The sequence below is a fragment of the Comamonas sp. SCN 65-56 genome, assembly GCF_001724135.1.
Classification (GTDB): domain Bacteria; phylum Pseudomonadota; class Gammaproteobacteria; order Burkholderiales; family Burkholderiaceae_C; genus Comamonas_C.
Genome location: NZ_MEDS01000025.1, coordinates 521,583 through 544,073, shown reverse-complemented (window position 1 = coordinate 544,073; position 22,491 = coordinate 521,583). Strand labels below are relative to the sequence as shown.

Here is a 22,491-nt window from a genome sequence, read left to right as displayed (position 1 = left end):
CCCTTGCTGAACAAGCGCGAGGAGCTCTCTTTTTGCATATGCCCCGGGTCTATTGCGCTGAACCGCTGAGCGTGGGCGAGCGCGAGCTGCCCGGCGAAGCCGCGCGCCACGTGCAGGTGCTGCGGCTGCAGCCGGGCGATGCGCTCACGCTGTTCGACGGGCGCGGCGGCGAATGGGCCGCCCGCGTCACGCGCATGGGCCGAAGCGAGGTGGTGGTGCAAGTGGGCGAATGCGTACCGCTGGAGCGCGAAGCCGCGCGCGCCGTACACCTCATCGTCGGCATGCCGGCCAACGAGCGCATGGACTGGCTGGTGGAAAAGGCCACCGAGCTGGGCGTGGCGAGCATCCAGCCGGTGCTGACGGCGCGCAGCGTGCTCAAGCTCGAAGGCGATCGCGCGGCCAAGCGCCAGGCGCGCTGGCAGGCGATTGCGGTGGCCGCTTGCGAGCAGTGCGGACGCAACCGCGTGCCGGCTGTTGCCGCGCCCCTGGCGCTGCAGGCCGCCTTGCGCGATGTCGGCCCGGGCGGGCGAGTGCTGCTTTCGCTGCGCGCGGGCAGCAGGCCGCTGCGCGATGTGGCGGGCGATGCGTCCACCGTCTGGGTGTTGCATGGTCCTGAAGGGGGCCTGGCCCCGCAGGAGGAAGATGCCGCGATCGCTGCCGGCTTTGCGCCGGTGCACCTGGGCGCGCGCGTGCTGCGCAGCGAGACGGCGGCCATTGCCGCGCTGGCCCTGCTTGGTTCCTCCTGAAAAAAGAGCTGTCAACGCTTGTGGAGCAAGCGTCAAGGCCGTATTTGTTTCAAATAATCCTGCAACCACTGGCCCAAGGCGGCAAACACTGGCGCGGGATCGGCTTCGTTGAAAATCTCGTGGTACAGCCCGGCAAATTCCTGCGCCGTGACGACTCCGGGCGGGACGCCCGCGGCCAACTGGCGGCAGCCCGCGGGGTTGACCATGCGGTCGCTGCTGCCCCACAGCAGCAGCGTCGGCACGCGCCAGTGCGCCGCCTGCGCCAGCGTATCGGCACCCGTGAACGCCAGAAAATGCGCCAGCCGGGTGCTGATGCGGTCGTGGCACAGCGGGTCGGCCACATAGGCTTGCACCACGGCGGCATCGTGCGAGAGTTGCTGCGGCTTCAGCCCATTGCCCACGCGCAGGTTCGGCAGCAGAGCGGGCAACGTCGCCAGCAGCAGTTTCTGCACCGGGTTGGTGAAGATCGCGAGCGCGGGGGCAGACAGCACCAGCGCATCGATGGGGCGAATGCCGCGCGCGACGAAAGTGGCCGCCACCAGGCCGCCCATGCTGTGCCCCAGCAAAATCAAGGGTTCACCAGCGGGCAGCGCGGCGCGCGTGGCGTCCACCACGGCGGCCAGGTCGGTTAGCAAACGGTCTTCGCTGGGCAGCGCGCCGCGCGTGCCGCTGGAGCCGCCATGCCCGTAGTGGTCGTAGGCCTGCACCGCGCAGCCCCAGCTGTTGAGGTGCTGTGCCACGCTGGCGTAGCGTCCGCTGTGCTCGCCCAGGCCATGCACCAGCAGCACGCTGGCGCGGCGCTCGGCCTCAGGCAGCGGCCATGCGCGCAGCCACAGGGTGGCGCCATCGGGGCGGGTGAGTTCACGGGTGTCCATGCGGGCTCCTGACGAGTCGCGCCATCGTAGCGCGCTGGCACAATCGGCTGCTGATCCAACACCGTTTTTGCAGCATGTTCACAGGCATTGTCCAGGCCGTCGCCAGCCTTGATGCAATCGAGGAGCGCACGGGGCTGCGCAGCTTCACCATCGAATTCCCGGCCGGCTTCTGCGAAGACCTGGCGATTGGCGCGAGCGTCGCGGTCGATGGTGTGTGCCTGACCGTCACGCACATCGAATCCGCCACGCGTGCGCGCTTTGACGTGATGCAGCAAAGCCTGGCCATCACCACGCTGGGCGCCGCCGTGCAGGGCCAGCGCGTGAACGTCGAGCGCGCCGCCAGGGAGGGCGCGGAGATCGGCGGCCATCCGCTGTCGGGCCATGTCGACTGCGTGGCGCGGCTGCTGCAGCGGCGGGTGCTGGAGAACAACCTGGTCTGGCGCATCGCCGTGCCCGCCAGCCACATGCGCTATGTGTTTGCCAAGGGCTATATCGCGGTCAACGGCGCCAGCCTCACCATTGCGGAGTGCGACCGGGCGGCGGGCTGGTTCGAAGTCTGGCTGATCCCCGAGACGCGCCGCGCCACGGTGTTCGAGGACAAGCGCGAGGGCGATGCACTCAACATCGAGATCGAGCGCCAGACGGCCGTCATCGTCGATACCGTGCGCGCGGCAGTTGATGAACGCCTGGCGCCGCTCACCGGCGCGATCCATGCGCTGCTCAAGGACAAGGGTCAGTCGCTGGACGACTTTTTGCCGTGATCGCCACGAATGCCGTGCTGCGCCCCTTGGGCCTGGGCGACATCGACGGCTTGCTCGCGCGGCTGCTGGCGCAGGCCAGCGACGAGGCTCTGGCGCATGCCGCGCTGGTGGCGCTGCAGGGGGCGCAGCGCTACTGGCAGCGCCACGGCTTTGAAGCACGATCGCTGCAGGACGCCGCCGAGCGTGAGCGGCTCGCAAGTTATGGCGCGGGCGCGCTCTACATGGCGCGGCCCGTGTCCGTTCATTGAGCGTAGAAATGCGCGAGGAATTGGGCGCGAAAGCTGTTGTGGCAGCCGTCGCAGCTTTGCTGCATGCGCGCCAGATCGCGGCTGGCGGCGGTGGTGTCCTTGTGCTGCGCGGCGGTGGCCAGCTCGGCGGCCGCGGCCTTGACCTGCAGGTCGTAGTTGCGAAACGTCATGGCATCCGTCAGCAGCCAGCTCAGGATACGCACTTTCTCCAGCGCTGGCGGCTCGGCGTGGTGCGCCAGCCGGTCCGCGTGGCTGGCGACGCTCGCCCAGTCCTGGCGAGCGATGGCATCGGCCGCGGCTTGCGTATCTGCCTGCATCTGCACCATCACGCTGCGCAGTACCAGCGGCTCGCTGGCGCTTTGCGCCAGTGCCCCCCCGGTCAGCGTGGCCAGCGATAGAGAGATCAGGATTTTTTTCAGCTTCATGCGGCCTCCGAGGGCTGCATGGTACGACTGCAGGGATGGGCCTGGTGCCGGTGCCGGCTATTGCGCCATGGCCTGCAGCGGCAGGCGCAGCACGAAACTGGCGCCCGGCCCGCCATCGGGGCGGCTCTCGCAGACCACCTCGCCCCCATGGCGTTGGGCAATCGAGCGCACCAGCGCCAGCCCCAGGCCGACGCCGCCGCTGCGCTCGCTGGCACCGGGCAGGCGGTAGAAGGGCTCGAAGATGCGTTCGCGCTGTGGCGGCGGCACGCCTGGCCCGTGGTCGTTCACGCGCACCAATACCGCGCCCTCCTCGCATGAGAGCTGCAGCGTGACATCGCCCGCGCTGTAGCGGCGTGCGTTTTCCAGCAGATTGCGCACCGCGCGGCGCAGCAGCCTGACGATGCCGGGCAGTTCGGGGATGGCACGGCCCTCGGCGAGCTCCAGATCGGCATCGACGCGCGCGCATTCCTCGGCCGCCAGACCGACGAGATCGACCATTTCCACGCTGCCGACGTTGGCCGCGCCGGCATCCAGCCGGCTGGCCAGCAGGATTTCATCGACCAGCTGGTCCAGCTCGGCAATGTTGCGCTGCAGCTCGGCCTGTGTGTCGGCCGAGAGCATGCCGCCTTCCAGCAGCCCCAGTCCCATGCGGATGCGCGCCAGCGGCGAGCGCAGTTCATGCGAGGCATTGGCCAGCAGCGACTTGTGCGACTGCACCAGCGCCTGCACGCGCGCCGCCGCGGCGTTGAACTGGCGCGCCAGCTGCGCCACCTCGTCCTGGCCCTGCTCGGGCACGCGCACCGCCAGATCGCCTTCGCCAAAGCGCTGCACGCTGCGCTGCAACCGCTCCAGGCGCTGCAGCAGCTTGCGGATGATGGGAAACACCCCGAGCGTGACCGCCAGCCCCACCAGCCCCAGGATCCACAGAAAACCATAGGGCGGAGCGAGCCAGAACGGGCCGTCGCGGCGGCTGCGCATGGGGCTGCCCGCGGGCCGCGGGCGCGGTGCCATCTTCAGCGTGTAGTTGCTGCCGTCGGGCGTTTCGATCTGGTAAGTCACGCCGTTTTCCCACGGGCCGGGATCGCGCGTGGCCAGGCCTTGCAGCAGCGGCGTGCCGTCCTCGGCCGTGATCTGCAGCTCGCGCGGCGGCGGCGCGTTCAGCGCCTGTGCGTTGTGCTCGGTCGCGATGCGCCAGGCCCAGCCGACGACGAGCGCAAACACCAGTACGCCGCCGACGGTGGCGAGCCAGATGCGCAGGTACAGGCGGCGGGAAAAGGGACCAAGCATGGGGGAGGTTGAACGTGGGAAGAGGTTGAGCGTTGAGCGTTGGGCGAGGCAGAGGCGCGGTTTTCACGCTGAACGCCCAACGCTCAACGCTGAACCTTCAATCCTGGTGTTTGGCAAAGACGTAGCCCACGCCGCGCACGGTGAGGATGCGCTTGGGGTTCTTCACATCCTGCTCTATGGCGGCGCGGATGCGGCCCATGTGCACGTCGATGGAGCGGTCGAATGCCTCCAGTTCGCGGCCGCGCACCGCTTCCATGATCTGGTCGCGCGTGAGCACGCGCCCGGCGCGCTCGGCCAGCGTCACCAGCAGATCGAACTGATAGGAGGTGAGGTCTGCAGCCTGCCCGCCCACGCTGACGGCACGCGCGTCGCGGTCGATCTCCAGGCTGCCGAAGCGCATCACGTTGGTCGCCGCCTGCGCGCCGCCGCCTTCGCGCCGGCGCAGGATGGCGCGGATGCGCGCCAGCAGCTCGCGCGGCTCAAACGGCTTGGGCAGGTAGTCGTCGGCGCCCACTTCCAGGCCGATCACGCGGTCCATCGGGTCGCCCTTGGCGGTCAGCATCAGGATCGGCACCTTGCCCGCCGCGCCCGGCAGTGCGCGCACGCGCCGGCAGACTTCCAGTCCGTCCAGGTCGGGCAGCATCAGGTCCAGGATCACCAGGTCCGGCAGCGGCTGGCTTGCGGGCGCCTCCAGCCGCGCGAGGCCGGCGCCGGCGTGGTCCACATGCTCGACCTGCAGTGCCGACTGCTGCAGGTACTGCACCACCATCTGCGCCAGACGGTGGTCATCTTCGATCATCAGGATCTGGGCGTTCATGCTGCCATCCTGCCTGCGTGCGGCTGCACGCTGTTGAAGCCGGTGTAAAGCCGGGGTAAATGGCACCCCCTGAATAGATAGCTGACAGCGCAGGCTGGATGCGCGCTGCGGACTTTTTTCTATCGATATTCAGGTCGGGCGCAGCGGCGGCGTTTCAGCCCGGGATGCCCATGCTGTCCAGCGCCTTGACGAGCTGCGCCACGCTGCGGTCCGGGTCGGCCCATTTGTCCAGGCCGAACAGACCCAAGCGAAAGGTGCTGAAGTCCGCCCCTTCGTCGCACTGCAAGGGCACGCCCGAGGCGGTCTGCAGCCCGACCTGCAGGAATTTCTTGCCGCTCTTGATGTCCGGGTCGGTGGTGTAGCTCACGACCACGCCGGGCGCTTCCCAGCCTTGGGCGGCGACGCTGGGAAAGCCGCGGCCTTGCAGCAGCGCGCGCACCTTGGTGCCGAGCGCCATCTGCTGCTCGCGCAGCGTGGCAAAGCCGCGCGCGCGCGCTTCCAGCATGGTGTCACGCAAAGCCACCAGCGGGTCGGTCGGCATGGTGGTGTGGTAGGCGTGCTCGCCTTTCTCGTAGCCTTCGGCGATCTGCATCCATTTCTTCAGGTCGCAGGAGAAGCTGGAGCTCCTGGTCGATTCGATCGCCTCGCGCGCGCGCTCGGACAGCATCACCATCGCGCAGCAGGGCGAGCTGCTCCAGCCCTTTTGCGGCGCGCTGATGAGCACGTCCACGCCGGCGGCCTGCATGTCCACCCACATCGCGCCCGAGGCCACGCAATCGAGCACGAACAGCGCGCCGACTTCGTGCGCCGCGCCGCTGATGGCGCGCAGGTAGTCGTCGCTGAGCATGATGCCGCTGGCGGTCTCCACATGCGGCGCGAAGACCACCTTGGGCTTCTCGCTGCGGATGGCCTGAACGACTTCATCGGCCGGGCAGGGCGCCCACGGTGCCTGCGGGCCAGAGTCCTGGCGGCGCGCCTTGCAGACCACGGCGCCGCCGCCCAGGCCGCCCTCTTCGAAAATCTGCGTCCAGCGGTAGCTGAACCAGCCGTTGCGCACGATCAAGACCTTTTCGCGGTTGGCGAACTGGCGCGCCACCGCCTCCATGCCGAAGGTGCCGCTGCCAGGCACCAGCACCGCCGTATGCGCGTGGTAGACCTCCTTGAGCGTGGCAAGAATGTCCTGCATCACGCGCACGAAGCGCTGCGACATGTGGTTGAGCGAGCGGTCGGTGTAGACGACGGAAAATTCGAGCAGGCCGTCGGGGTCGACGTCGGGCAGAAGTCCGGGCATGGGGTGTCTCCTGAAGGGGGGTGGTGTGCGATCGGCGCCGCGAGCCGGGCGCCATGGATGGATTTCAGCTTAGCACGGCGCTGCCTGCGGCGCGGGCGTGGGGCTTTCAGGGCGCTTCAGCCGCCCGGCGGGTAGTGGCGCGCGCCAAAGACGCCGCTGCCCACGCGCACCAGGGTGCTGCCGGCGCAGATCGCGGCTTCCAGGTCGGCCGTCATGCCCAGCGACAGCGTGTCAAAGCCGCTGTGGTTCGCGGGCAACGCCGCGGCGATGGCGTCGAACGCGGCGCGCACGCGCTGGTGCACGGCCAGTTGCGCGTCAAAGTCGGGCAGCGGGTCGGGGATGCTCATCACGCCGCGCAGCCGCAGCCGCGGCAGCTGCGCCGCCTCGCGGGCGAGTGCTACGGCCTCCTGCACCGGCAGACCGGATTTGGTCGCGCCGCCATCGACATTCACCTGAATGCAGACCTGCAGCGGCGGCAGCTGCGGCGGGCGCTGGTCGTTCAAACGCCTGGCGATCTTGGCCCGGTCCACGGTGTGCGCCCAATCAAAGTGCTGCGCCACCAGCTGTGTCTTGTTGCTCTGGATCGGGCCGATGCAGTGCCAGACCAGCTGCGGCGGATGCTGCAAGGCCACATCCGCCATTTTCTGCACCGCCTCCTGGATGTAATTCTCGCCAAACAGACGCTGCCCCGCGCGAGCGGCGTCCAGCACCGCATCGGCGCCAAAGGTTTTGGACACTGCCAGTAGTGAGACGCTATCAGGATTGCGTGCACACATGGCGCAGGCGCGTGCAATGCGGTCCTTGATGGCTTGTAGATTTGCGGCGATCGTCGTCATAATGCTTGGCAAAGCGTACTCCAAACACCGCCGTCAAACACCGCATTCAAGAGGGACTCTCGTGGATATCACCCAGCTTCTGGCCTTCAGCGTGAAAAACGATGCCTCGGACCTGCACCTGTCGTCCGGCCTGCCGCCGATGATCCGCGTGCATGGCGACGTGCGCCGCATCAATGTCGACGCGCTCGATCACAAGACGGTGCACGGCATGGTGTATGACATCATGAGCGATTCGCAGCGCAAGACGTACGAGGAGTTCCTGGAGGTCGATTTCTCGTTCGAGATTGACGGTCTGGCGCGCTTTCGTGTCAATGCCTTCAACCAGAATCGCGGCGCGGCGGCGGTGTTCCGCACCATTCCGAGCAAAATTCTGACGCTGGAGCAGCTCAATGCGCCCAAGATCTTTGCCGACCTGGCGCTCAAGCCGCGCGGGCTGGTGCTGGTGACCGGGCCTACCGGCTCGGGCAAGTCGACGACGCTGGCGGGCATGGTCAACCACCTGAACGAGACCGAATACGGCCACATCCTCACCATTGAGGACCCGATCGAGTTCGTGCATGAATCGAAGAAATGCCTGATCAACCAGCGCGAGGTCGGGCCGATGACGCTGTCGTTCAGCGCCGCGCTGCGCTCGGCGCTGCGCGAGGACCCGGACGCGATCCTGGTGGGCGAAATGCGCGACCTGGAAACCATACGCCTGGCGATGACGGCGGCCGAAACCGGCCACCTGGTGTTCGGCACGCTGCACACCTCGTCGGCCGCCAAGACGATTGACCGCGTCATCGACGTCTTCCCGGCCGAGGAAAAGGACATGGTGCGCGCCATGCTGTCGGAATCGCTGCAGGCGGTGATCTCGCAGACCCTGTGCAAGAAGAAAGACGGCAAGGGCCGGGTGGCGGCGCATGAAATCATGCTCGGCACCAGCGCCATCCGCAACCTGATCCGCGAGGCCAAGGTGGCGCAGATGTATTCCACCATCCAGACCGGCAACAGCGTCGGCATGCAGACGCTGGACCAGAACTTGACCGACCTCGTGCGGCGCAACGTGATCAGCCCGGCAGAGGCACGCAGCAAGGCCAAGATTCCGGAGAATTTCCCCGGTTGATGTGTTAACGGTGCGGGCGGCTTTCGCCACCGGTGCCACGAATCAGCCCTGGCGACAGGGTCATGCATATGGGAGTGGTTGCCATGAAAGGCATTCTCGGCCTGCTCAGGTCCAGGTACGGAAAGACGCAGGAGGAGCCGCCGGAGTCGGCGTTCTTCACCACCGCGTTTGTCGGCCAGGGGGTGGATGACGCCTTGCTCATTCCGTGGGAGGCCCGCGCTACCGAAATCGGCGCCAAGCGCCTGCCCAAGAGCCGCGGCGGCAAGCTGCTGGAGGCGCTGTGGGCCAAGGACAAATACATGTCGCATCTGGACAAGGATGCGGTCGAGCGCCTGGAGCGGTTCTTCCAGTTCGCCTCGGTGCCGCCCAACCGCGACGTGATCCGCCAGGGCGAGTACGGCAACTTCATGGTGGTGCTGCTCAATGGCACGATTGCCGTCGACCGCCTGCAGCCCTGGGGCGAACAGTTGCGCCTGGCCGAAACGCGGCCCGGTGACATTCTGGGCGAGATGTCGCTGCTCGACAGCGGCATCCGCTTTTCCTCGTGCACCACGCTCACGGATTGCGAGCTGGCGGCGCTCAACGCCGAAGCCATGGATGAAATGATGGCCAAGGACCCGATGCTGGCCGCCAGCCTCGTGGCGCTGCTGGCGCGCAAGCTCTCGCAGCGCCTGCGCGTGGTCAGCGCGCGTCTGAGCGACCACCAAGGTTGAGTCATTGTCCAACGGGATGCACAGCTGAGGGGGAATGGGCATGGAACGCGATCAGGCCAGCAAATTCATCAACGACCTGCTCAAGCTGATGGTCAGCCGCGGCGGCAGCGATCTGTTCATCACCGCCGACTTTCCGCCGGCCATCAAGGTCGACGGCAAGATGACCAAGGTCTCGCCGCAGCCGCTCACGCCATCGCACACCTTGACGCTGGCGCGCTCCATCATGAGCGACAAGCAGGTGGCGGACTTCGAGCGCACCAAGGAGTGCAACTTCGCCATCTCGCCAGCGGGCATAGGGCGGTTTCGCGTCAATGCCTTTGTCCAGCAGGGCAACGTCGGCATGGTGCTGCGCACGATTCCGCTGACGTTGCCGACCATCGATGGCCTGGGCGTGCCGCAGATCCTCAAGGAAGTGGCGATGACCAAGCGCGGTCTGTGCATCATGGTCGGCGCCACCGGCTCGGGCAAATCGACCACGCTGGCGGCCATGGTGGACTGGCGCAACGAGCATTCCTACGGTCACATCATCACGGTGGAAGACCCGGTCGAGTTCGTGCATCCGCACAAGAACTGCGTCGTGACGCAGCGCGAGGTGGGGCTGGATACCGACAGCTGGGAAGCGGCGCTCAAGAACACGCTGCGTCAGGCGCCCGACGTGATCCTGATGGGCGAAATCCGCGACCGCGAGACCATGGAGCACGCGGTGGCCTTTGCCGAAACCGGCCACCTGTGCCTGGCCACGCTGCACGCCAACAGCGCCAACCAGGCGCTGGACCGCATCATCAACTTCTTCCCCGAGGAGCGGCGCGCGCAGCTGCTGATGGATCTGTCGCTGAACCTCAAGGGCATGGTCTCGCAGCGCCTGCTGCCCAAGCAGGATGGCAAGGGCCGCATCGCCGCGGTCGAGGTGATGCTCAATTCGCCCCTGATCGCCGACTTCATCTTCAAGGGCGAGGTGACCAACATCAAGGAAACGATGAAGAAGAGCCGCGAACTGGGCATGCAGACCTTTGACCAGGCGCTGTTCGACCTCTACGAGGCCAATCTCGTCACCTATGAAGATGCGCTGCGCAATGCCGATTCGGTCAACGACCTGCGACTGCAGATCAAGCTGACCAGCCAGCGCGCAAAATCGGGCGATCTGGCCGCGGGCACCGAGGCCTTCGCCATCGTTTGAGGATTGCAGCAATGACAGCAGGGTTGGAGGCGCGCGCGTACGCCGCGGTCGCGCCGCACAAGGTGGCGTTTCTCGGGCTGGGCGTCATGGGCTATCCCATGGCAGGCCACCTGGCACTGGCCGGGCATGCGGTGACGGTCTACAACCGTACCGCTTCAAAATCAGAAGCATGGTGCGCAGAATTTGCGGGCGCTGGAGCTGTAAAAAAGGCACAAACCCCGCAGGCAGCGGCGCAGGGCGCGGCGCTGGTTTTCTGCTGCGTCGGCAATGACGACGACCTGCGCAGTGTGGTGCTCGGGCCCGATGGCGCGTTTGCCGGCATGCAGCCCGGCGCCGTCTTCGTCGACCACACCACCGCCTCGGCGGCGGTGGCGCGCGAGCTGCATGCGCTGGCGCTGCAGCAGGGGCTGCAGTTTGTCGATGCACCGGTCTCCGGCGGCCAGGCGGGCGCGCAGAAAGGCGTGCTCACCGTGATGTGCGGCGGCGACCCCGCGGCGTTTGAGGCGATGCAGCCGGTGGCGATGGCCTATGCCCGCGCCTGCACGCGCATTGGTGCCAGTGGCAGTGGCCAGTTGGCCAAGATGGTGAACCAGACCTGCATCGCCGGCATGGTGCAGGGTCTGGCGGAGGCGATCGCCTTCGGTCAGCAGGCGGGCCTGAACATGCCGCTGGTGCTTGACGTCATAGGCAAGGGCGCGGCGCAGAGCTGGCAGATGGACAACCGCGGACGCACCATGATCGAGGGGCGCTTTGACTTCGGCTTTGCCGTCGATTGGATGCGCAAGGACCTGGGCCTGGTACTGGCCGAGGCCCAGCGCAACGGTGCGCTGCTGCCGGTCACCGCGCTGGTGGATCAGTTCTACGCCGAGGTGCAACGGGACGGTGGCCGGCGCTGGGACACCTCCAGCCTCATCACGCGGCTCACGCCGCGTTCCTAGGCTTATCGGGTGACGGTGGCCGGCTGGGCGCCGCTCTTGGCCGGCGCCGGGTCGGGGATGATCTCGAATACCCGGATCACCTTGCGCACGCCATCGATGCTGCGCGCCGCGTCGGTCAACTGGTTGGCCTGGTACTGCGTCACGCGGCCCAGCATGTAGACCTCGGAGCGCTCGGTGACGATCTTGAAGGCGTTGGTGGCGATGGGGTCGCCGAAATCGACCAGTTTGGCGCGCACCTTGCCGGTGATGTAGGTGTCGTTGGAGCGCTCGGACAGCGTGGAGTTGGGCATCACGCCGAGCGCATTGACCACCGACTTGACGTTCTGCACGCCCTGCACGATCTCCTGCACGCGCTGGCTGTCGGCGGCGGTGGGCACTTCACCGGTGATGAGCGCCTGGCGGTTGTAGCTGGTGATGTTCACATGCACCTTCTCGCCCAGGGCTTCGGTGATGCGGCTGCTGGCGCGCAGCTCTATGCCTTCGTCGTCCACCTGCGTGCCGGTGGTGCGCGGGTCGGTCGCCACCATGGCACCGACGGCCGCGCCCGTGCCCACGACCAGCGGGACACAGGCGCTCAGGCCGCCGACAAGCGCTGCGGCGGCGATCGCGACACGAAGGATGGAGGCGGTAGGGGTGGTCATGGGCGGGGCAATTCCTGCGAACGTTCGTGTGGGAGAGGACAAGATGCAAATGATACCCAGCCGCTTTGCGCAGGCAGGGCAAGGGGTGATCCGGGGTGTATCAAAAATCCAGCAGGCTCAGGCCCACGCTGAACACCGTGCGCCGGCGGTTGTAGTCGATCAGGCTGTCCCCGTAGCCTGAGAACAGCGCGGTGTGCAGGCGCAGGTTGGAGTCGTCGCCCAGGCGGTGCAGCCACTCCAGCCGCAGCGAGCCGTGCGCCGGCCGGCGCAGCGCGTGGCGAGCGGTCAGCGCCAGGGTGTCGTCGCGATTGAGGTTCCACGCCAGGCCCAGCTCGGCGCGGCCCACATAGTCGCTGATGCGCGGGTTGTCATCGTTGGCCGCGCTCTCGTGCAGGCGCTGCCACAGGCGCGCCGTGATGCGCCAGCTGTCGCCACGTTCCAGCCCGGCCATCAGGTAGACCCGGTTCCAGCTGCGCGACAGCGGCCGGCTCTGGCCGTTGGACTGGTGCACCAGTCCGATGCCGCTGTAGCGCAGGCGCCAGCCCCAGGGCAGGTCGGCCGTTGTGGGGTAGACGTAGACCAGCTCCGGCTCGTGGTCGGTGTTGCGAAACGGCCGCGAGATGGCGGGCGAGAACAGCTGCCAATACGACTGCTGGGTGTAGCCCGCCCAGAGTGAGTCGCGCTCGCCCCCGCTGCCGCTGGTGAGCAGCCCCTTGGCGAGCTTGGTGCGCACCGACAGCTGCACCCGCATCTCGGTGCGCCTGTAATCCACCGCCGTGCTGGCGTTGTTCAGCGGGTTGTCCGACGTCGGCTGGCGGTTGACGGTGTTGGCCTGCACCACCGATAGGCTGAGGGGCCGGTAGCCGCGAAAGCGCAGCGTGCCGCAGTCGCTGCCCGCTTCCAGCTCCCAGAAGCGTGAGAGCGTGGTGTAGCGTTCATCGTGGCAGCCGCCGCCTGCCGACTGCGGCAGCTCGGGCAGGTCTGGCGCGTGGTTGGCCATGGCGGCGATAGCTGCCGGGGTGGGCTGCGGCGCATGCGCGGGTGCAACGGCTGCGGCGGCGCTTCCCGCCTGCTGCCCGGCCCATTGGTCGAAGCACGCCAGCCGTGCGGCGGCGTCGGTCTGGAGCGCGGCGCAGGCCTGCCAGCCGGGTTCGGCGGCAAGCGCCGGCAGCGCCCAGGCGGTGCCCAGGATCAGCGCCAGCCCGGTGGCGCGCAGGGTACGGATGCAATGCATGAAAACCTCTGAAAGCGCAGGCTACGGCGCCGCCTGGGCGGCCTTGCGGGCGAATTCCGCACGCAGCTGGCGCAGTTTTTCGCGCGGATCTTCGCGGCTGGTGGTGGCATCGAGCTGCATTTCGGCAATGAAGCGGCTTGGTTGGCAGGCCACCATCTCGCGGCCCTTCTTGCGCTTCTTGGTCCAGCTCACCACCAGCGTGCGCTTGGCGCGCGTGATGCCGACGTACATCAGGCGGCGCTCTTCCTCCAGGCGGGTCTGTGTCTGCGCTTCGTCCTGGCTGTCGTCCAGGCGAAACGGCAGCATGCCTTCGCTGACACCGGCGAGCACCACATGCGGCCATTCCAGCCCCTTGGCGGCGTGCAGCGTGGAGAGCGTCACCATGTCCTGCTCCTGCTCGCGTTCGGAGATGGTGGAGAGCAGCGCGATATTGCGCGCCACGTCCAGCAGGCTGCGCTCCTCGGTAGCAGTGGTGGTGCCCGCCGCATCGGCCAGCTGCCCGCCGGCGCGCTGCGCCATCCAGTCGCAGAATTCCAGCACATTGCTCCAGCGCGCCTGCGCCACCTTGTCGCTGTCTTCAGCGTCCATCAGGTAGCGTTCGTAGGCGATCTCCTGCAGCCAGTCGGTCAGAAAGCCGCGCGCCGCCTGCGCGCCCAGGGTCTGGCGGGCGCGGTATTCCTGCTCGTTGACCGCACGCCCGAACTCCATCAGACCATCGAGCGCCTTGCGCGGCAGCGCGGCCGCGAGCGTGGGGCTGAACAGGCTCTCGAACAGGCTTTCCTTGCGCTGGCTGGCAAATTCGCCCAGTTTGGCCAGCGTGGTGTGGCCTATGCCCCGGCGCGGCGTGGTGATGGCGCGCACAAAGGCCGGGTCGTCGTCCGGATTCGCCCAGAGGCGAAACCAGGCGCAGAGATCACGGATTTCCGCGCGGTCAAAGAAGCTGGTGCCGCCCGAGACCTTGTAGGGAATCGCCGCCTTGCGCAGCGCTTTTTCCAGCGGCTTGGCCTGGTGGTTGGCGCGGTAGAGGATGGCAAAGTCCTTCCACGCCGGCGGTGGGTTGCTCGCGGCGCGCAGGCTCTGGATGCGCGCGACGGCGCGCTCGGCCTCGTGCTCCTCGTGGTCGCAGGCCAGCACGCGCACCGGCTCGCCTTCGCCGAGTTCGCTGAACAAGGTCTTGGGATAGAGCTTGGGGTTGGGCGCAATCACATGGTTGGCGGCGCGCAGGATGGCCGAGGTGGAGCGGTAGTTCTGCTCCAGCTTCACCACCTTGAGCCGCGGGAAATCCTGCGGCAGGCGCTTGAGGTTCTCCAGCGTCGCGCCGCGCCAGCCGTAAATGCTTTGGTCGTCATCGCCCACGGCGGTGAAGATGCCCTCGCCACCGACCAGGAGCTTCAGCAATTCGTACTGCGTGGCGTTGGTGTCCTGGTATTCGTCCACCAGTACATGGCCCAGCTGGCGCTGCCATTTGCCCCGCACTTCGGCGTGCTCGCGCAGCAGGCGCATCGGAAGACCAATCAAATCATCGAAATCCACGCTCTGGTAGGCCACCAGCCGCTCTTCGTAACGTAGCATCAGGGCAGCCAGCTGGTGCGCCGATGCGTCCTGCGCCTGGGCCATCGCCTGGTGGGCATTCAGCCCCGCGTTCTTCAGCGCGCTGATGCCCCACTGCCATTGGCGCGCGGTGGCCAGATCGGTCGTGCCTCCGGCGCAATCCTTGAGGATGGCGGTCACGTCGCCGGTATCGAGGATGCTGAAGTGGGGCTTGAGGCCCAGCGCCGCGCCGTCTTCGCGCAGCAGCTTGACGCCGAGCGCGTGGAAGGTGCAGATCAGCACCTGCCGGGCGGGTTTCCCGATGAGGCCGCCGGCGCGCTCGCGCATCTCGGCCGCAGCCTTGTTGGTGAAGGTGATGGCCGCAATCCGGCCGGGCGCCAGGCCTTGCGTGATCAGGTGCGCGATCTTGTGCGTGATGACCCTGGTCTTGCCCGAACCGGCGCCAGCCAGCACCAGGCAGGGGGCTTGGGTGGCGTGCACCGCCTGGAGCTGGGCGAGATTGAGACCGGACATGCTGGCAAAAACGCTCAATCATACGGCGCCGCGCTGCTGCGACAATCCGACGCTTCGCACGACGGTTGAACCTAAATCCGGCAGTCGACCGCTTGTGAATCTTGGAAAGCTCTTGTGAACATTGCATTTTGTGATTTCGGCATATTTCACCTGGAAGGTGAGAGCGCTATGCACCCGCCAGCACCCTGCTCGACACGCCATGCTGCGTTGCTCGTCCTTGCGCACAGGAGTGCGCTGCGTTCTCACGCCTTGCCTGGCATGCCGATCACGGCACCGGCAGGCGCATCCGACAGCCGGATTTAGGTTGAATCTGGATGCAGGCTTCCTCCCCCCTTATTCCCGCGCCCTCGCCGGCACGGGTCCTGGCGTGGATGGCTGCCGCGGCGCTGGTCTGGGCCTGGGCCGCGTGGGTCGGCAATGCCAACCTCGATGGCTACCACGACATGCTGGAGAACTATGCCTGGTCGCAGCCGCTGCGCTGGGGCACGCACAAGCATCCGCCTTTCTTTGGCTGGGTCACGGGCCTGTGGTTCGCCGTTTTTCCGCAGAATGATTTTTTCTACCGCCTGCTGTCCTACACCAATGTGCTGGCGGGCCTGCTCGGCGTCTGGGCGCTGGGGCGGCGGCTCGCGCTCGGGCTGCTGGCGCCCTGGGGTGCGCTGCTGCTGCTGTGGGCGCTGCCCTATACCAACCTGGCCGGGAAGTTCAACGCCAACACCCAGCTGCTCTCACTCTGGCCTTGGGCGGCGGCGCTGCTGCTCGCAAGCTGGCAGGAGCGCGGCTGGCGCGGCGCCTGGGTCAGCGTCTGGCTGGGGCTGGTGGCGGCGGCCTGCATGTTGAGCAAGTACTACAGCGGGCTGATGCTGGCGGGCCTGTTGCCGGCGGTGTTCCTGCATGCCGACGGCCGGCGCTGGCTGGCCTCGCCGCGGCCCTACCTGGCACTGGCGGTGTTTGCGCTGGCGCTGTGGCCGCACCTGGCTTGGGTGGCGAGCCACGACTGGGCGCCGCTGACCTACGCGCTGGACCAGGGCGGCGGCGAGGTCTCCTGGCACTACATCGTGCGCTTTGCGCTCTCGCCGCTGTTTTACTGGCTGCCGGCCTGGCTGGCGCTGTGCCTGACCTGGGCCTGGCTTGCCTCGCGCCAGCGCGCAAGCGCCTGGCTGCCCTGCGCCGCGCGGCTGCTGCTGCGCAGCTGGCTGCCGCAGGGGCGCGATGATGTGCTGTTCTGGCTGGCTTTCATGCCCTGGCTGCTGTCGCTGGGGGCTGCGCTGGCCGAGATCGTGGCGCTGTCCACGCCTTGGTCCATTCCCATAGGCTATGCCTTCGCTCTGCTGTGGCTGCGCAACCTGCAGCGGCTGGAGCCACGGGTGGCGCCGCAGGTGCTGCAGCGCCTCGCGCGCGCTTGGTGGCCGGTGCTGGGTTTGGTGGCGATGATGGCGGTGGTCGTCGCGGCCGCGAACGCGCTGGGTGGCAATCTGGGCTATTACCGCCCGACGCAGGCGGCCGCTCAGGCCATCGTGCACGACTGGCAGCAGCGCCACCCGGGCCAGCGGCTGGCCTGGGTCGGTGGCGACTGGGCCGGCAATGCGATGCTGGCGTTCTATGCGCAGCCGCATTTGCTGACGGTGCCGGGCGCACCGGACAGCGTGGCCGCGCGCCTGTCGCAGATGGGCGACTGGCGCGCCGGCAACGGCCTGCTGCTGTGCCTGCGCGGGCCGGTGCAGCAGGTGCAGACGCAGGACACCGAATGCGACATCGAGGCGCAGGAATGGCTGGCCGCGCACGGGCTGCCACTGCAGGCGCATGTGCTGCAGGCGCGGCGCAGCGGCTGGCGCTTTCCCAAACCGCAGACCTGGGTTTACGCCGTGTACGACGTCGATGCCGTCAGGCGCTGACTGCACGGCCGAACGCACGTGCTTTCCGTCCTCGCCGTCACCTTTCCGTTCTTTGCGCTGGTGCTGTGCGGCTGGCTGGCGGCGCGCGTTGGCGTGGTGCCGCTGTCGGCGATCGGCGGGCTCAACACCTTTGTGCTGTACTTTGCTCTGCCCTGTCTGCTGTATCGCTTTGGCGCCGGCACGCCGCTGGCGCAGCTGCTCGATCCGGTGGCAGCCGGGGTCTACTTCGGCTGCGCGCTGGTGCTGGTGGGCACCGTGGTGCTGTTGCGCTGGCGCCGCTGGGGCTGGAGCGATGCCTCGTTTGCTGCGCTGGTGACGGCGTTTCCGAATTCGGGCTTCATGGGCGTGCCGCTGCTGGTGGCGCTGCTGGGCGATGCGAGCGCCGGGCCGGTGATTCTCACCATCGCCATCGACATGTGCCTGACCTCGTCGCTGTGCGTGGCGCTCTCGCGGCTGGATGCGGGTGGTGCTTCGGGTGCGGGAGCGGCGCTGCGCCAGGCCGTGCGCGGCATGGCGGTGAACCCGATGCCGATCTCCATCGTGCTCGGCGGCCTGGCCTCGGCGTTTGGCTGGCAGCTCTGGGGCCCGGTCGATCGCACGGTCGCAATGCTGGCGGATGCGGCCTCGCCGGTGGCGCTGTTCACCATAGGCGCGGTGCTGGCGCGCTCGCAGCGCAACCAGCATGAGGCCGTGGCCGTGGGTGAGTACCTGCCGCTGGCGCTGGCCAAGCTGCTGGCGCACCCGGCACTGGTCTGGGCCGCCGGGACGCTGGCCATGCGACTGGGCCTGCCGCTCTCGCCCTTCACGCTGAGCGTGCTGGTGCTGGTGGCGGCGCTGCCCAGCGCCAGCAACGTGGCGATGCTGGTCGAGCGTTTCGGCGCCCACACGGGCCGGGTGGCCTACATCATTCTGGCGAGCACGGTGCTGGCGTTCTTCAGCTTTTCGGCGCTGGTGGCTTGGATGGTTTGACAGATGCTGCGCCGAAATTTTCATCGGATGCTGCTCTTGCCGAGCGCGCCCCTGATGTCCCGGCTCGCCTGGGCGCACCCTGCGGATGCCATCCGGGAGGCTGGCCCCTGGCCGGCGATCGAAGTCGCGGGCCAGGGCCGCCTGGGCGTTGCCGTGCTGGATATTGCGAGCCAGGCGCTTTCCGGGCACCGGCTCGATGAGCGCTTTCCAATGTGCAGCACCTTCAAATGGCTGGCGGCGGCGCATGTGCTGCAGCGCGTGGACCTGGGGCATGAGCGGCTGGAGCGGCGCGTGCGCTTTGGCAAGGAGGTGCTGCTGCCCTGGTCGCCGGTGACCGAGCACCATGTGGGCGACGGCATGACCGTGGGCGAACTCTGCCAGGCCGCCGTCACCATGAGTGACAACGCCGCCGCCAACCTGCTTTTGCAATCGCTGGGTGGGCCGCAGGGGTTGACCCGGTTCGCCCGGGAGCAGGGTGACGGCGTGACACGGCTTGATCGCTGGGAGCCCCAGCTCAATGCATCGACGCCGGGCGACCCGCGCGACACCAGCAGCCCGCGCGCCATGGCGGGGTTGTTGCAGCGCTGCGTCCTGGGGCAGGCTTTGTCCCCGGGCAGCCGCGCGCAGTTGGTGCGGTGGTTGCGGGCATCGCAGACCAATGCCCAACGTCTGGGCGCTGGATTGCCCGCCTCGTGGCGCGTGGGCAGCAAGACCGGAACCGGCCCGCATGGAACCACCAACGACGTGGGCGTCTATTGGCGCGAGGGGCGTTCACCCATCGTGGTGGTGGCGTTCCTGACGCAATCCGGTGCTAGCCTGGCGCGTCGCGAAGCGGCCATCGCGCAGGTGGCGAAAGCGGTTTTCACCCTGGGTGGAGACTGACGGCTGACGCCTGGGCAGCGCCGGTGCTTTGCTGCCGCGGCTGTCAGATCGCCTGCGGGTCCACATCCACCAGCCAGCGCAGCAGGCCCTTGTGGCGGTGGCGCTCGTCGTGCAGCAGCGGCTGCCAGGCGGCCAGGAACTGCTGCAGCGCGCCGCGGTGGGCGCTTTCGATCAGCATCTGCGCGCGCTCCACGCCCGCCACTCGCTGCACCGCCAGCGGCACCGGCGGGTAGAGCTGCACGTAGTCGGTGCCGGGCAGCCGGGCCGCGCGCGCGGCGTCGCTGGCGGCCTGCAGAAAACCCTGGGCGGTTTCCTGCGTGCGCGCATCGGCGCGCAGCAGCGCCTGGTGCGAGAACGGCGGCATGGCGGCGGCCTCGCGCTCGGCCAGCTGCTGCGCGGCAAAGCCGGGGTAGTCGTGGCGGCGCAGCGCGGCAAACAGCGGGTGGCCGGGGTGCCAGGTCTGCACCCAGAGCTCGGGCGCGCTCTGGTGCGCTGCCATGTAGTGCGCGTCGCGCCCGGCGCGGCCCGCGGCCTGCATCAAGAGGGCAAACAGGCGCTCGGGCGCGCGAAAGTCGCTGCTGAAAAGCGCGCTGTCGGGCTGCACCGCCGCCACCAGCGTGACGCGGCGAAAGTCGTGCCCCTTCGCCACCATCTGCGTGCCCACCAGCACGTCCACCTCGCCGGCGTGGACCTGGGCCAGCTGCTCCTGCAGCGCCCCCTTGGCGCGTGTGGTGTCGGCGTCTATGCGCGCCACGCGCGCGGCGCGGCGCTCGGGCGTGATGACGTTGCGCAGCAGGGCGGCGAGCTGTTCCTCCAGCTGCTCGGTGCCGCGCCCGACCGGGGCGATGTCCGGGTTGCCGCAGCCCGGGCAGGCGCGCGGCACGGGCGCGCTGCAGCCGCAGTGGTGGCAGCGCAGCGTGCGGTCGATCTTGTGGAACACCTGCGCCGCCGAGCAATGCGGGCAATCGCTCTTCCAACCGCAGGCGTGGCAGTGCAGCACCGGCGCGAAGCCGCGGCGGTTGAGCAGCACCAGGCATTGCTCGCCCTTCTCCACGCGTTCGGTGATCGCGGCGATGAGCGGCGGCGCAAACACCGTGCGCCGCGGCTGCTGGCCCATGTCGACCAGGCGCAGGCGCGGCAGCGCGGCGGCGCCGATACGGCTCGGCATCGCCAGGCGCTGGTAGCGGCCCACCGCCGGGTCACTGGCGTGCCAGCTCTCCAGCGACGGCGTGGCGCTGCCCAGCAGCACCTTGGCGCCGCAGTCGCGACCGCGCCACAGGGCCAGATCGCGCGCCGAGTAGCGCGCACCCTCCTGCTGCTTGTAGCTTGCGTCGTGTTCTTCATCCACCACGATGAGCGCCAGATGCGGCAGGCTGGCGAAGATCGCCATGCGCGTGCCCAGCACGATGCGGGCCTGCCCGGTGTGCGCCGCCAGCCAGCTTTTCAGGCGCTGCGCCGGCGTCATGCCGCTGTGCAGGCTGACGATGGCCTGGTGGCCCACCAGCGGTTCAAAACGGGCGCGAAAGCGCTGCTCCAGCTGCGGCGTCAGGTTGATCTCGGGCACCAGCACCAGCGCCTGCGCCTGCGGGTTGGCGGCCAGCGCCGCCTGCACGCTGTGCAGATAAACCTCGGTCTTGCCGCTGCCGGTGCTGCCAAACAGCAGAAAGGGGCCGGTTTCTGCATCAATTTGGCCTGCAGCCCTTGTCTGCTCTGCGCTGAGTGCTATTGAAACAGGGAGCGCTTGGTCCCCCGCCGCAGCGTTGGCCGCCACCGCTTTGCGCCGCAGCCGCCGCTCCAGCTGCTCGGCCGTCAGCTCGCGCAGCGAAGGCGGCAGCGCCGCCAGCGCCACCTCGCCCAGGCCGCGCTGGTAATAGCGCGCGGCAAACGCCACAAGCTGCCGCCAGGCCTGGCCCAGCGGCGGCAGGCCGGGTAGCACGCTGGCGATGGCGCGCAGCTCGCCGGCAGCAGGCGACGCGTCAGCAGGGGCGTCCCAGACGATGCCCAGCACCTCGCGCCGGCCCAGCGGCACGCGCACCAGGGTGCCGGCGGGCAGGGCGCTGTCGTGCAGATAGCTCAGCGGGCCGCCGATGCTGCTGTGCGCCGGGGTCTGCACCGCGACGTGCAAGGAAATTATTTGCGAGGACAAGGACTTGCGGCTGGTTGTCGGGCAATGGCTTCAATTTCGGCGCCAAGTCGCTGCCAGCACCTGCATTTTTGACCTATCCACGGATCCTGTGGATAACTTTGTGGGTATCTTGGGCTCAAGCGGGTACAAGCCGCGTATTTGCTGGGTTTGTGCGCGCTGCATGCAAAAACGGCAAAACCAAAAAACCCTTGCAAATCAACGGATTGTGATTTTTCACCGTGCTGCGTTTTGTTGCGCTGCACACACCGTTACCGATCGGCCGCTCCCATTTTTTTGTGCATAAGTCAGTTGCCGCGGCCTGTCAATACCCTGTTTCGGGACCGGCGCATTCACCGCCAGACTACGCACGTATCCGCCTGCCATGCGCGTGCACCGCCTCCACCAGCGCGCTCACATGCTCGGGCGGCGTGTGCTGGCTGATGCCGTGACCGAGGTTGAAGACATGCGTAGCCCCGGTGCTCGCCGCATCGGTGTGCGGCCGGCCGAAACTCTCCAGCACCGCGCGCACCTGCGCCTCGATCGCGGCCGGCGGGGCAAACAGCACGTTGGGGTCGATATTGCCCTGCAGCGCCTTGGTATCGCCCACCAGCGCGCGCGCACGGCCCAGGTTCACCGTCCAATCGAGCCCCAACACCTCGCAATCGAGCGCGCCCATGTCCGAAAGCCACAGCCCGCCGCCCTTGGTGAAGACGATGCGCGGCACATCCTGCCCATCCACCCCGGTGCGCTTGAGCTGCGCCAGCACGCGGCGCGTGTAGGCCAGGCTGAAATCCTGAAAGCAGCCATCGGCCAGCACGCCGCCCCAGCTGTCAAACACCATCACCGCCTGCGCGCCGGCGTCGATCTGCGCGTTCAGGTACTGCGCCACCGCGTCGGCGTTCACCGCCAGCAGCCGGTGCATCAGGTCCGGGCGGGCGTACATCAGCGTCTTCACCTGGCGGTAGTCGTCGCTGCCCTTGCCCTCCACCATGTAGCAGGCCAGGGTCCAGGGGCTGCCCGAGAAGCCGATCAGCGGCACGCGGCCGTTCAAGGCGCGACGAATGCTGGTGACGGCGTCAAACACATAGCGCAGCTTGTCCATGTCGGGCACCGCGAGCCTCGCCACCGCCGCCTCGTCGCGCACCACCTGCGCAAAGCGCGGGCCCTCGCCCTCTGCAAACGACAGGCCCAGACCCATCGCATCGGGCACGGTGAGGATGTCGCTGAAGAGGATCGCCGCGTCCAGGTCAAAGCGCTCCAGCGGTTGCAGCGTCACCTCGGTGGCGTAATCCACGTTGGTTGCCAACCCCATGAAGCTGCCCGCCCTGGCGCGCGTGGCCTTGTACTCGGGCAGGTAGCGCCCGGCCTGGCGCATCAGCCAGACGGGGGTGGTGTCGCTCGCCTGGCGGCGGCAGGCGCGCAGGAAGCGGTCGTTGGCGAGGGGGGCAAAAGAGGCGGTCAT

General features: G+C 67.9%; 21 protein-coding genes. 10 read left to right on the top strand and 11 right to left on the bottom strand.

Translation table 11 applies throughout. The annotated features are described in order from the left end of the window. Positions 1–38 precede the first annotated feature (38 nt). Positions 39–746 (top strand): 16S rRNA (uracil(1498)-N(3))-methyltransferase, encoded by a 708-nt coding sequence (locus tag ABS45_RS15500; RefSeq protein ID WP_291557053.1) that lies wholly within the window; start codon positions 39–41, stop codon positions 744–746. Positions 747–778: 32 nt separating this feature from the next. Here ABS45_RS15500 and ABS45_RS15495 read toward each other — a convergent pair whose 3' ends face one another. Further along, the gene (locus ABS45_RS15495) at positions 779–1,621 is read right to left on the bottom strand and encodes an alpha/beta hydrolase (protein ID WP_291557050.1); all 843 of its coding nucleotides are present in this window, start codon (positions 1,619–1,621) and stop codon (positions 779–781) included. A 74-nt stretch (positions 1,622–1,695) separates the two neighbouring features. On the opposite strand from ABS45_RS15495, the gene ABS45_RS15490 reads away from it, so the two are divergent. Together ABS45_RS15490 and ABS45_RS15485 are read left to right on the top strand one after the other, a co-directional pair. Continuing rightward, the gene (locus tag ABS45_RS15490; protein WP_291557047.1) at positions 1,696–2,382 is read left to right on the top strand and encodes a riboflavin synthase subunit alpha; all 687 of its coding nucleotides are present in this window, start codon (positions 1,696–1,698) and stop codon (positions 2,380–2,382) included. Further along, a complete protein-coding gene (locus ABS45_RS15485) occupies positions 2,379–2,630 on the top strand; it encodes a hypothetical protein (protein WP_291557043.1) in 252 nt (83 codons plus the stop codon). The genes ABS45_RS15490 and ABS45_RS15485 overlap by 4 nt, the downstream gene beginning before the upstream one ends. On the opposite strand, the gene ABS45_RS15480 is transcribed toward ABS45_RS15485, so the two are convergent. The 5 genes from ABS45_RS15480 to ABS45_RS15460 all read right to left on the bottom strand — a co-directional run bounded on the left by ABS45_RS15480 (position 2,624) and on the right by ABS45_RS15460 (position 7,286). Further along, entirely contained in the window at positions 2,624–3,055 is a 432-nt protein-coding gene (locus ABS45_RS15480; protein WP_291557039.1) for a cytochrome c, read from the bottom strand. The two genes, ABS45_RS15485 and ABS45_RS15480, sit on opposite strands and share 7 nt — an antisense overlap. A 57-nt stretch (positions 3,056–3,112) precedes the next feature. Further along, a complete protein-coding gene (locus ABS45_RS15475) occupies positions 3,113–4,342 on the bottom strand; it encodes an ATP-binding protein (protein WP_291557036.1) in 1,230 nt (409 codons plus the stop codon). 97 nt (positions 4,343–4,439) lie between these two features. Beyond that, complete coding sequence (locus ABS45_RS15470) at positions 4,440–5,159, bottom strand: response regulator transcription factor (RefSeq protein ID WP_291557033.1); 720 nt, start codon at positions 5,157–5,159, stop codon at positions 4,440–4,442. Between the two features lie 154 nt (positions 5,160–5,313). Continuing rightward, complete coding sequence (locus ABS45_RS15465) at positions 5,314–6,450, bottom strand: aminotransferase class V-fold PLP-dependent enzyme (RefSeq protein ID WP_291557030.1); 1,137 nt, start codon at positions 6,448–6,450, stop codon at positions 5,314–5,316. A 116-nt stretch (positions 6,451–6,566) separates the two neighbouring features. Further along, complete coding sequence (locus ABS45_RS15460) at positions 6,567–7,286, bottom strand: YggS family pyridoxal phosphate-dependent enzyme (RefSeq protein WP_291557027.1); 720 nt, start codon at positions 7,284–7,286, stop codon at positions 6,567–6,569. 61 nt (positions 7,287–7,347) lie between these two features. Here ABS45_RS15460 and ABS45_RS15455 point away from each other — a divergent pair, with 61 nt between their 5' ends. The 4 genes from ABS45_RS15455 to ABS45_RS15440 all read left to right on the top strand — a co-directional run bounded on the left by ABS45_RS15455 (position 7,348) and on the right by ABS45_RS15440 (position 11,219). Beyond that, complete coding sequence (locus ABS45_RS15455; protein WP_291557023.1) at positions 7,348–8,391, top strand: type IV pilus twitching motility protein PilT; 1,044 nt, start codon at positions 7,348–7,350, stop codon at positions 8,389–8,391. A gap of 83 nt (positions 8,392–8,474) precedes the next feature. Next, the gene (locus ABS45_RS15450; RefSeq protein WP_291557020.1) at positions 8,475–9,104 is read left to right on the top strand and encodes a cyclic nucleotide-binding domain-containing protein; all 630 of its coding nucleotides are present in this window, start codon (positions 8,475–8,477) and stop codon (positions 9,102–9,104) included. 40 nt (positions 9,105–9,144) lie between these two features. Then, positions 9,145–10,281: a PilT/PilU family type 4a pilus ATPase gene (locus tag ABS45_RS15445; RefSeq protein ID WP_291557017.1), complete on the top strand. Its 1,137-nt coding sequence runs from the start codon at positions 9,145–9,147 to the stop codon at positions 10,279–10,281. 11 nt (positions 10,282–10,292) lie between these two features. After that, the gene (locus ABS45_RS15440) at positions 10,293–11,219 is read left to right on the top strand and encodes an NAD(P)-dependent oxidoreductase (RefSeq protein WP_291557014.1); all 927 of its coding nucleotides are present in this window, start codon (positions 10,293–10,295) and stop codon (positions 11,217–11,219) included. 2 nt (positions 11,220–11,221) lie between these two features. On the opposite strand, the gene ABS45_RS15435 is transcribed toward ABS45_RS15440, so the two are convergent. The 3 genes from ABS45_RS15435 to ABS45_RS15425 form a co-directional block, all read right to left on the bottom strand. Next, complete coding sequence (locus ABS45_RS15435; protein ID WP_291557009.1) at positions 11,222–11,860, bottom strand: BON domain-containing protein; 639 nt, start codon at positions 11,858–11,860, stop codon at positions 11,222–11,224. 100 nt (positions 11,861–11,960) lie between these two features. Beyond that, on the bottom strand, positions 11,961–13,094 hold the full coding sequence (locus tag ABS45_RS15430; protein ID WP_291557005.1) for a phospholipase A: 1,134 nt from the start codon (positions 13,092–13,094) through the stop codon (positions 11,961–11,963). A 21-nt stretch (positions 13,095–13,115) separates the two neighbouring features. Then, positions 13,116–15,158, bottom strand: a complete 2,043-nt coding sequence (locus tag ABS45_RS15425; RefSeq protein ID WP_291557002.1) for a UvrD-helicase domain-containing protein — start codon at positions 15,156–15,158, stop codon at positions 13,116–13,118. A gap of 314 nt (positions 15,159–15,472) precedes the next feature. Here ABS45_RS15425 and ABS45_RS15420 point away from each other — a divergent pair, with 314 nt between their 5' ends. Genes ABS45_RS15420 through bla form a run of 3 tightly spaced genes read left to right on the top strand, consistent with a single transcriptional unit; the run spans position 15,473 to position 18,904 of the window. After that, positions 15,473–17,053 (top strand): glycosyltransferase family 39 protein, encoded by a 1,581-nt coding sequence (locus ABS45_RS15420; protein WP_291557001.1) that lies wholly within the window; start codon positions 15,473–15,475, stop codon positions 17,051–17,053. Between the two features lie 18 nt (positions 17,054–17,071). Then, positions 17,072–18,022 carry an AEC family transporter gene (locus ABS45_RS15415; protein ID WP_291556997.1) on the top strand — a complete coding sequence of 317 codons (951 nt, stop codon included), beginning with the start codon at positions 17,072–17,074 and terminating at the stop codon, positions 18,020–18,022. A 27-nt stretch (positions 18,023–18,049) separates the two neighbouring features. Next, positions 18,050–18,904 (top strand): class A beta-lactamase, encoded by an 855-nt coding sequence (bla, locus tag ABS45_RS15410; protein ID WP_291556995.1) that lies wholly within the window; start codon positions 18,050–18,052, stop codon positions 18,902–18,904. A 43-nt stretch (positions 18,905–18,947) separates the two neighbouring features. Here the strand turns inward: bla and priA are convergent, their stop codons facing one another. Both priA and hemE read right to left on the bottom strand, forming a co-directional pair. Next, positions 18,948–21,035, bottom strand: coding sequence for a primosomal protein N' (gene priA / locus ABS45_RS15405; protein ID WP_291557296.1), 2,088 nt, complete (start codon positions 21,033–21,035; stop codon positions 18,948–18,950). Between the two features lie 355 nt (positions 21,036–21,390). Continuing rightward, positions 21,391–22,491 (bottom strand): uroporphyrinogen decarboxylase, encoded by a 1,101-nt coding sequence (gene hemE, locus ABS45_RS15400; RefSeq protein WP_291556993.1) that lies wholly within the window; start codon positions 22,489–22,491, stop codon positions 21,391–21,393.

Bases quoted from the DNA above. Each gene is read 5' to 3' on its own strand.
- ABS45_RS15500 (WP_291557053.1), top strand. From the start codon at position 39: ATGCCCCGGGTCTATTGCGCTGAACCGCTGAGCGTGGGCGAGCGCGAG.
- ABS45_RS15495 (WP_291557050.1), bottom strand. From the start codon at position 1,621: ATGGACACCCGTGAACTCACCCGCCCCGATGGCGCCACCCTGTGGCTG.
- ABS45_RS15490 (WP_291557047.1), top strand. From the start codon at position 1,696: ATGTTCACAGGCATTGTCCAGGCCGTCGCCAGCCTTGATGCAATCGAG.
- ABS45_RS15480 (WP_291557039.1), bottom strand. From the start codon at position 3,055: ATGAAGCTGAAAAAAATCCTGATCTCTCTATCGCTGGCCACGCTGACC.
- ABS45_RS15475 (WP_291557036.1), bottom strand. From the start codon at position 4,342: ATGCTTGGTCCCTTTTCCCGCCGCCTGTACCTGCGCATCTGGCTCGCC.
- ABS45_RS15470 (WP_291557033.1), bottom strand. From the start codon at position 5,159: ATGAACGCCCAGATCCTGATGATCGAAGATGACCACCGTCTGGCGCAG.
- ABS45_RS15465 (WP_291557030.1), bottom strand. From the start codon at position 6,450: ATGCCCGGACTTCTGCCCGACGTCGACCCCGACGGCCTGCTCGAATTT.
- ABS45_RS15460 (WP_291557027.1), bottom strand. From the start codon at position 7,286: ATGACGACGATCGCCGCAAATCTACAAGCCATCAAGGACCGCATTGCA.
- ABS45_RS15450 (WP_291557020.1), top strand. From the start codon at position 8,475: ATGAAAGGCATTCTCGGCCTGCTCAGGTCCAGGTACGGAAAGACGCAG.
- ABS45_RS15445 (WP_291557017.1), top strand. From the start codon at position 9,145: ATGGAACGCGATCAGGCCAGCAAATTCATCAACGACCTGCTCAAGCTG.
- ABS45_RS15440 (WP_291557014.1), top strand. From the start codon at position 10,293: ATGACAGCAGGGTTGGAGGCGCGCGCGTACGCCGCGGTCGCGCCGCAC.
- ABS45_RS15435 (WP_291557009.1), bottom strand. From the start codon at position 11,860: ATGACCACCCCTACCGCCTCCATCCTTCGTGTCGCGATCGCCGCCGCA.
- ABS45_RS15430 (WP_291557005.1), bottom strand. From the start codon at position 13,094: ATGCATTGCATCCGTACCCTGCGCGCCACCGGGCTGGCGCTGATCCTG.
- ABS45_RS15425 (WP_291557002.1), bottom strand. From the start codon at position 15,158: ATGTCCGGTCTCAATCTCGCCCAGCTCCAGGCGGTGCACGCCACCCAA.
- ABS45_RS15420 (WP_291557001.1), top strand. From the start codon at position 15,473: ATGCAGGCTTCCTCCCCCCTTATTCCCGCGCCCTCGCCGGCACGGGTC.
- bla (WP_291556995.1), top strand. From the start codon at position 18,050: ATGCTGCTCTTGCCGAGCGCGCCCCTGATGTCCCGGCTCGCCTGGGCG.
- hemE (WP_291556993.1), bottom strand. From the start codon at position 22,491: ATGACCGCCTCTTTTGCCCCCCTCGCCAACGACCGCTTCCTGCGCGCC.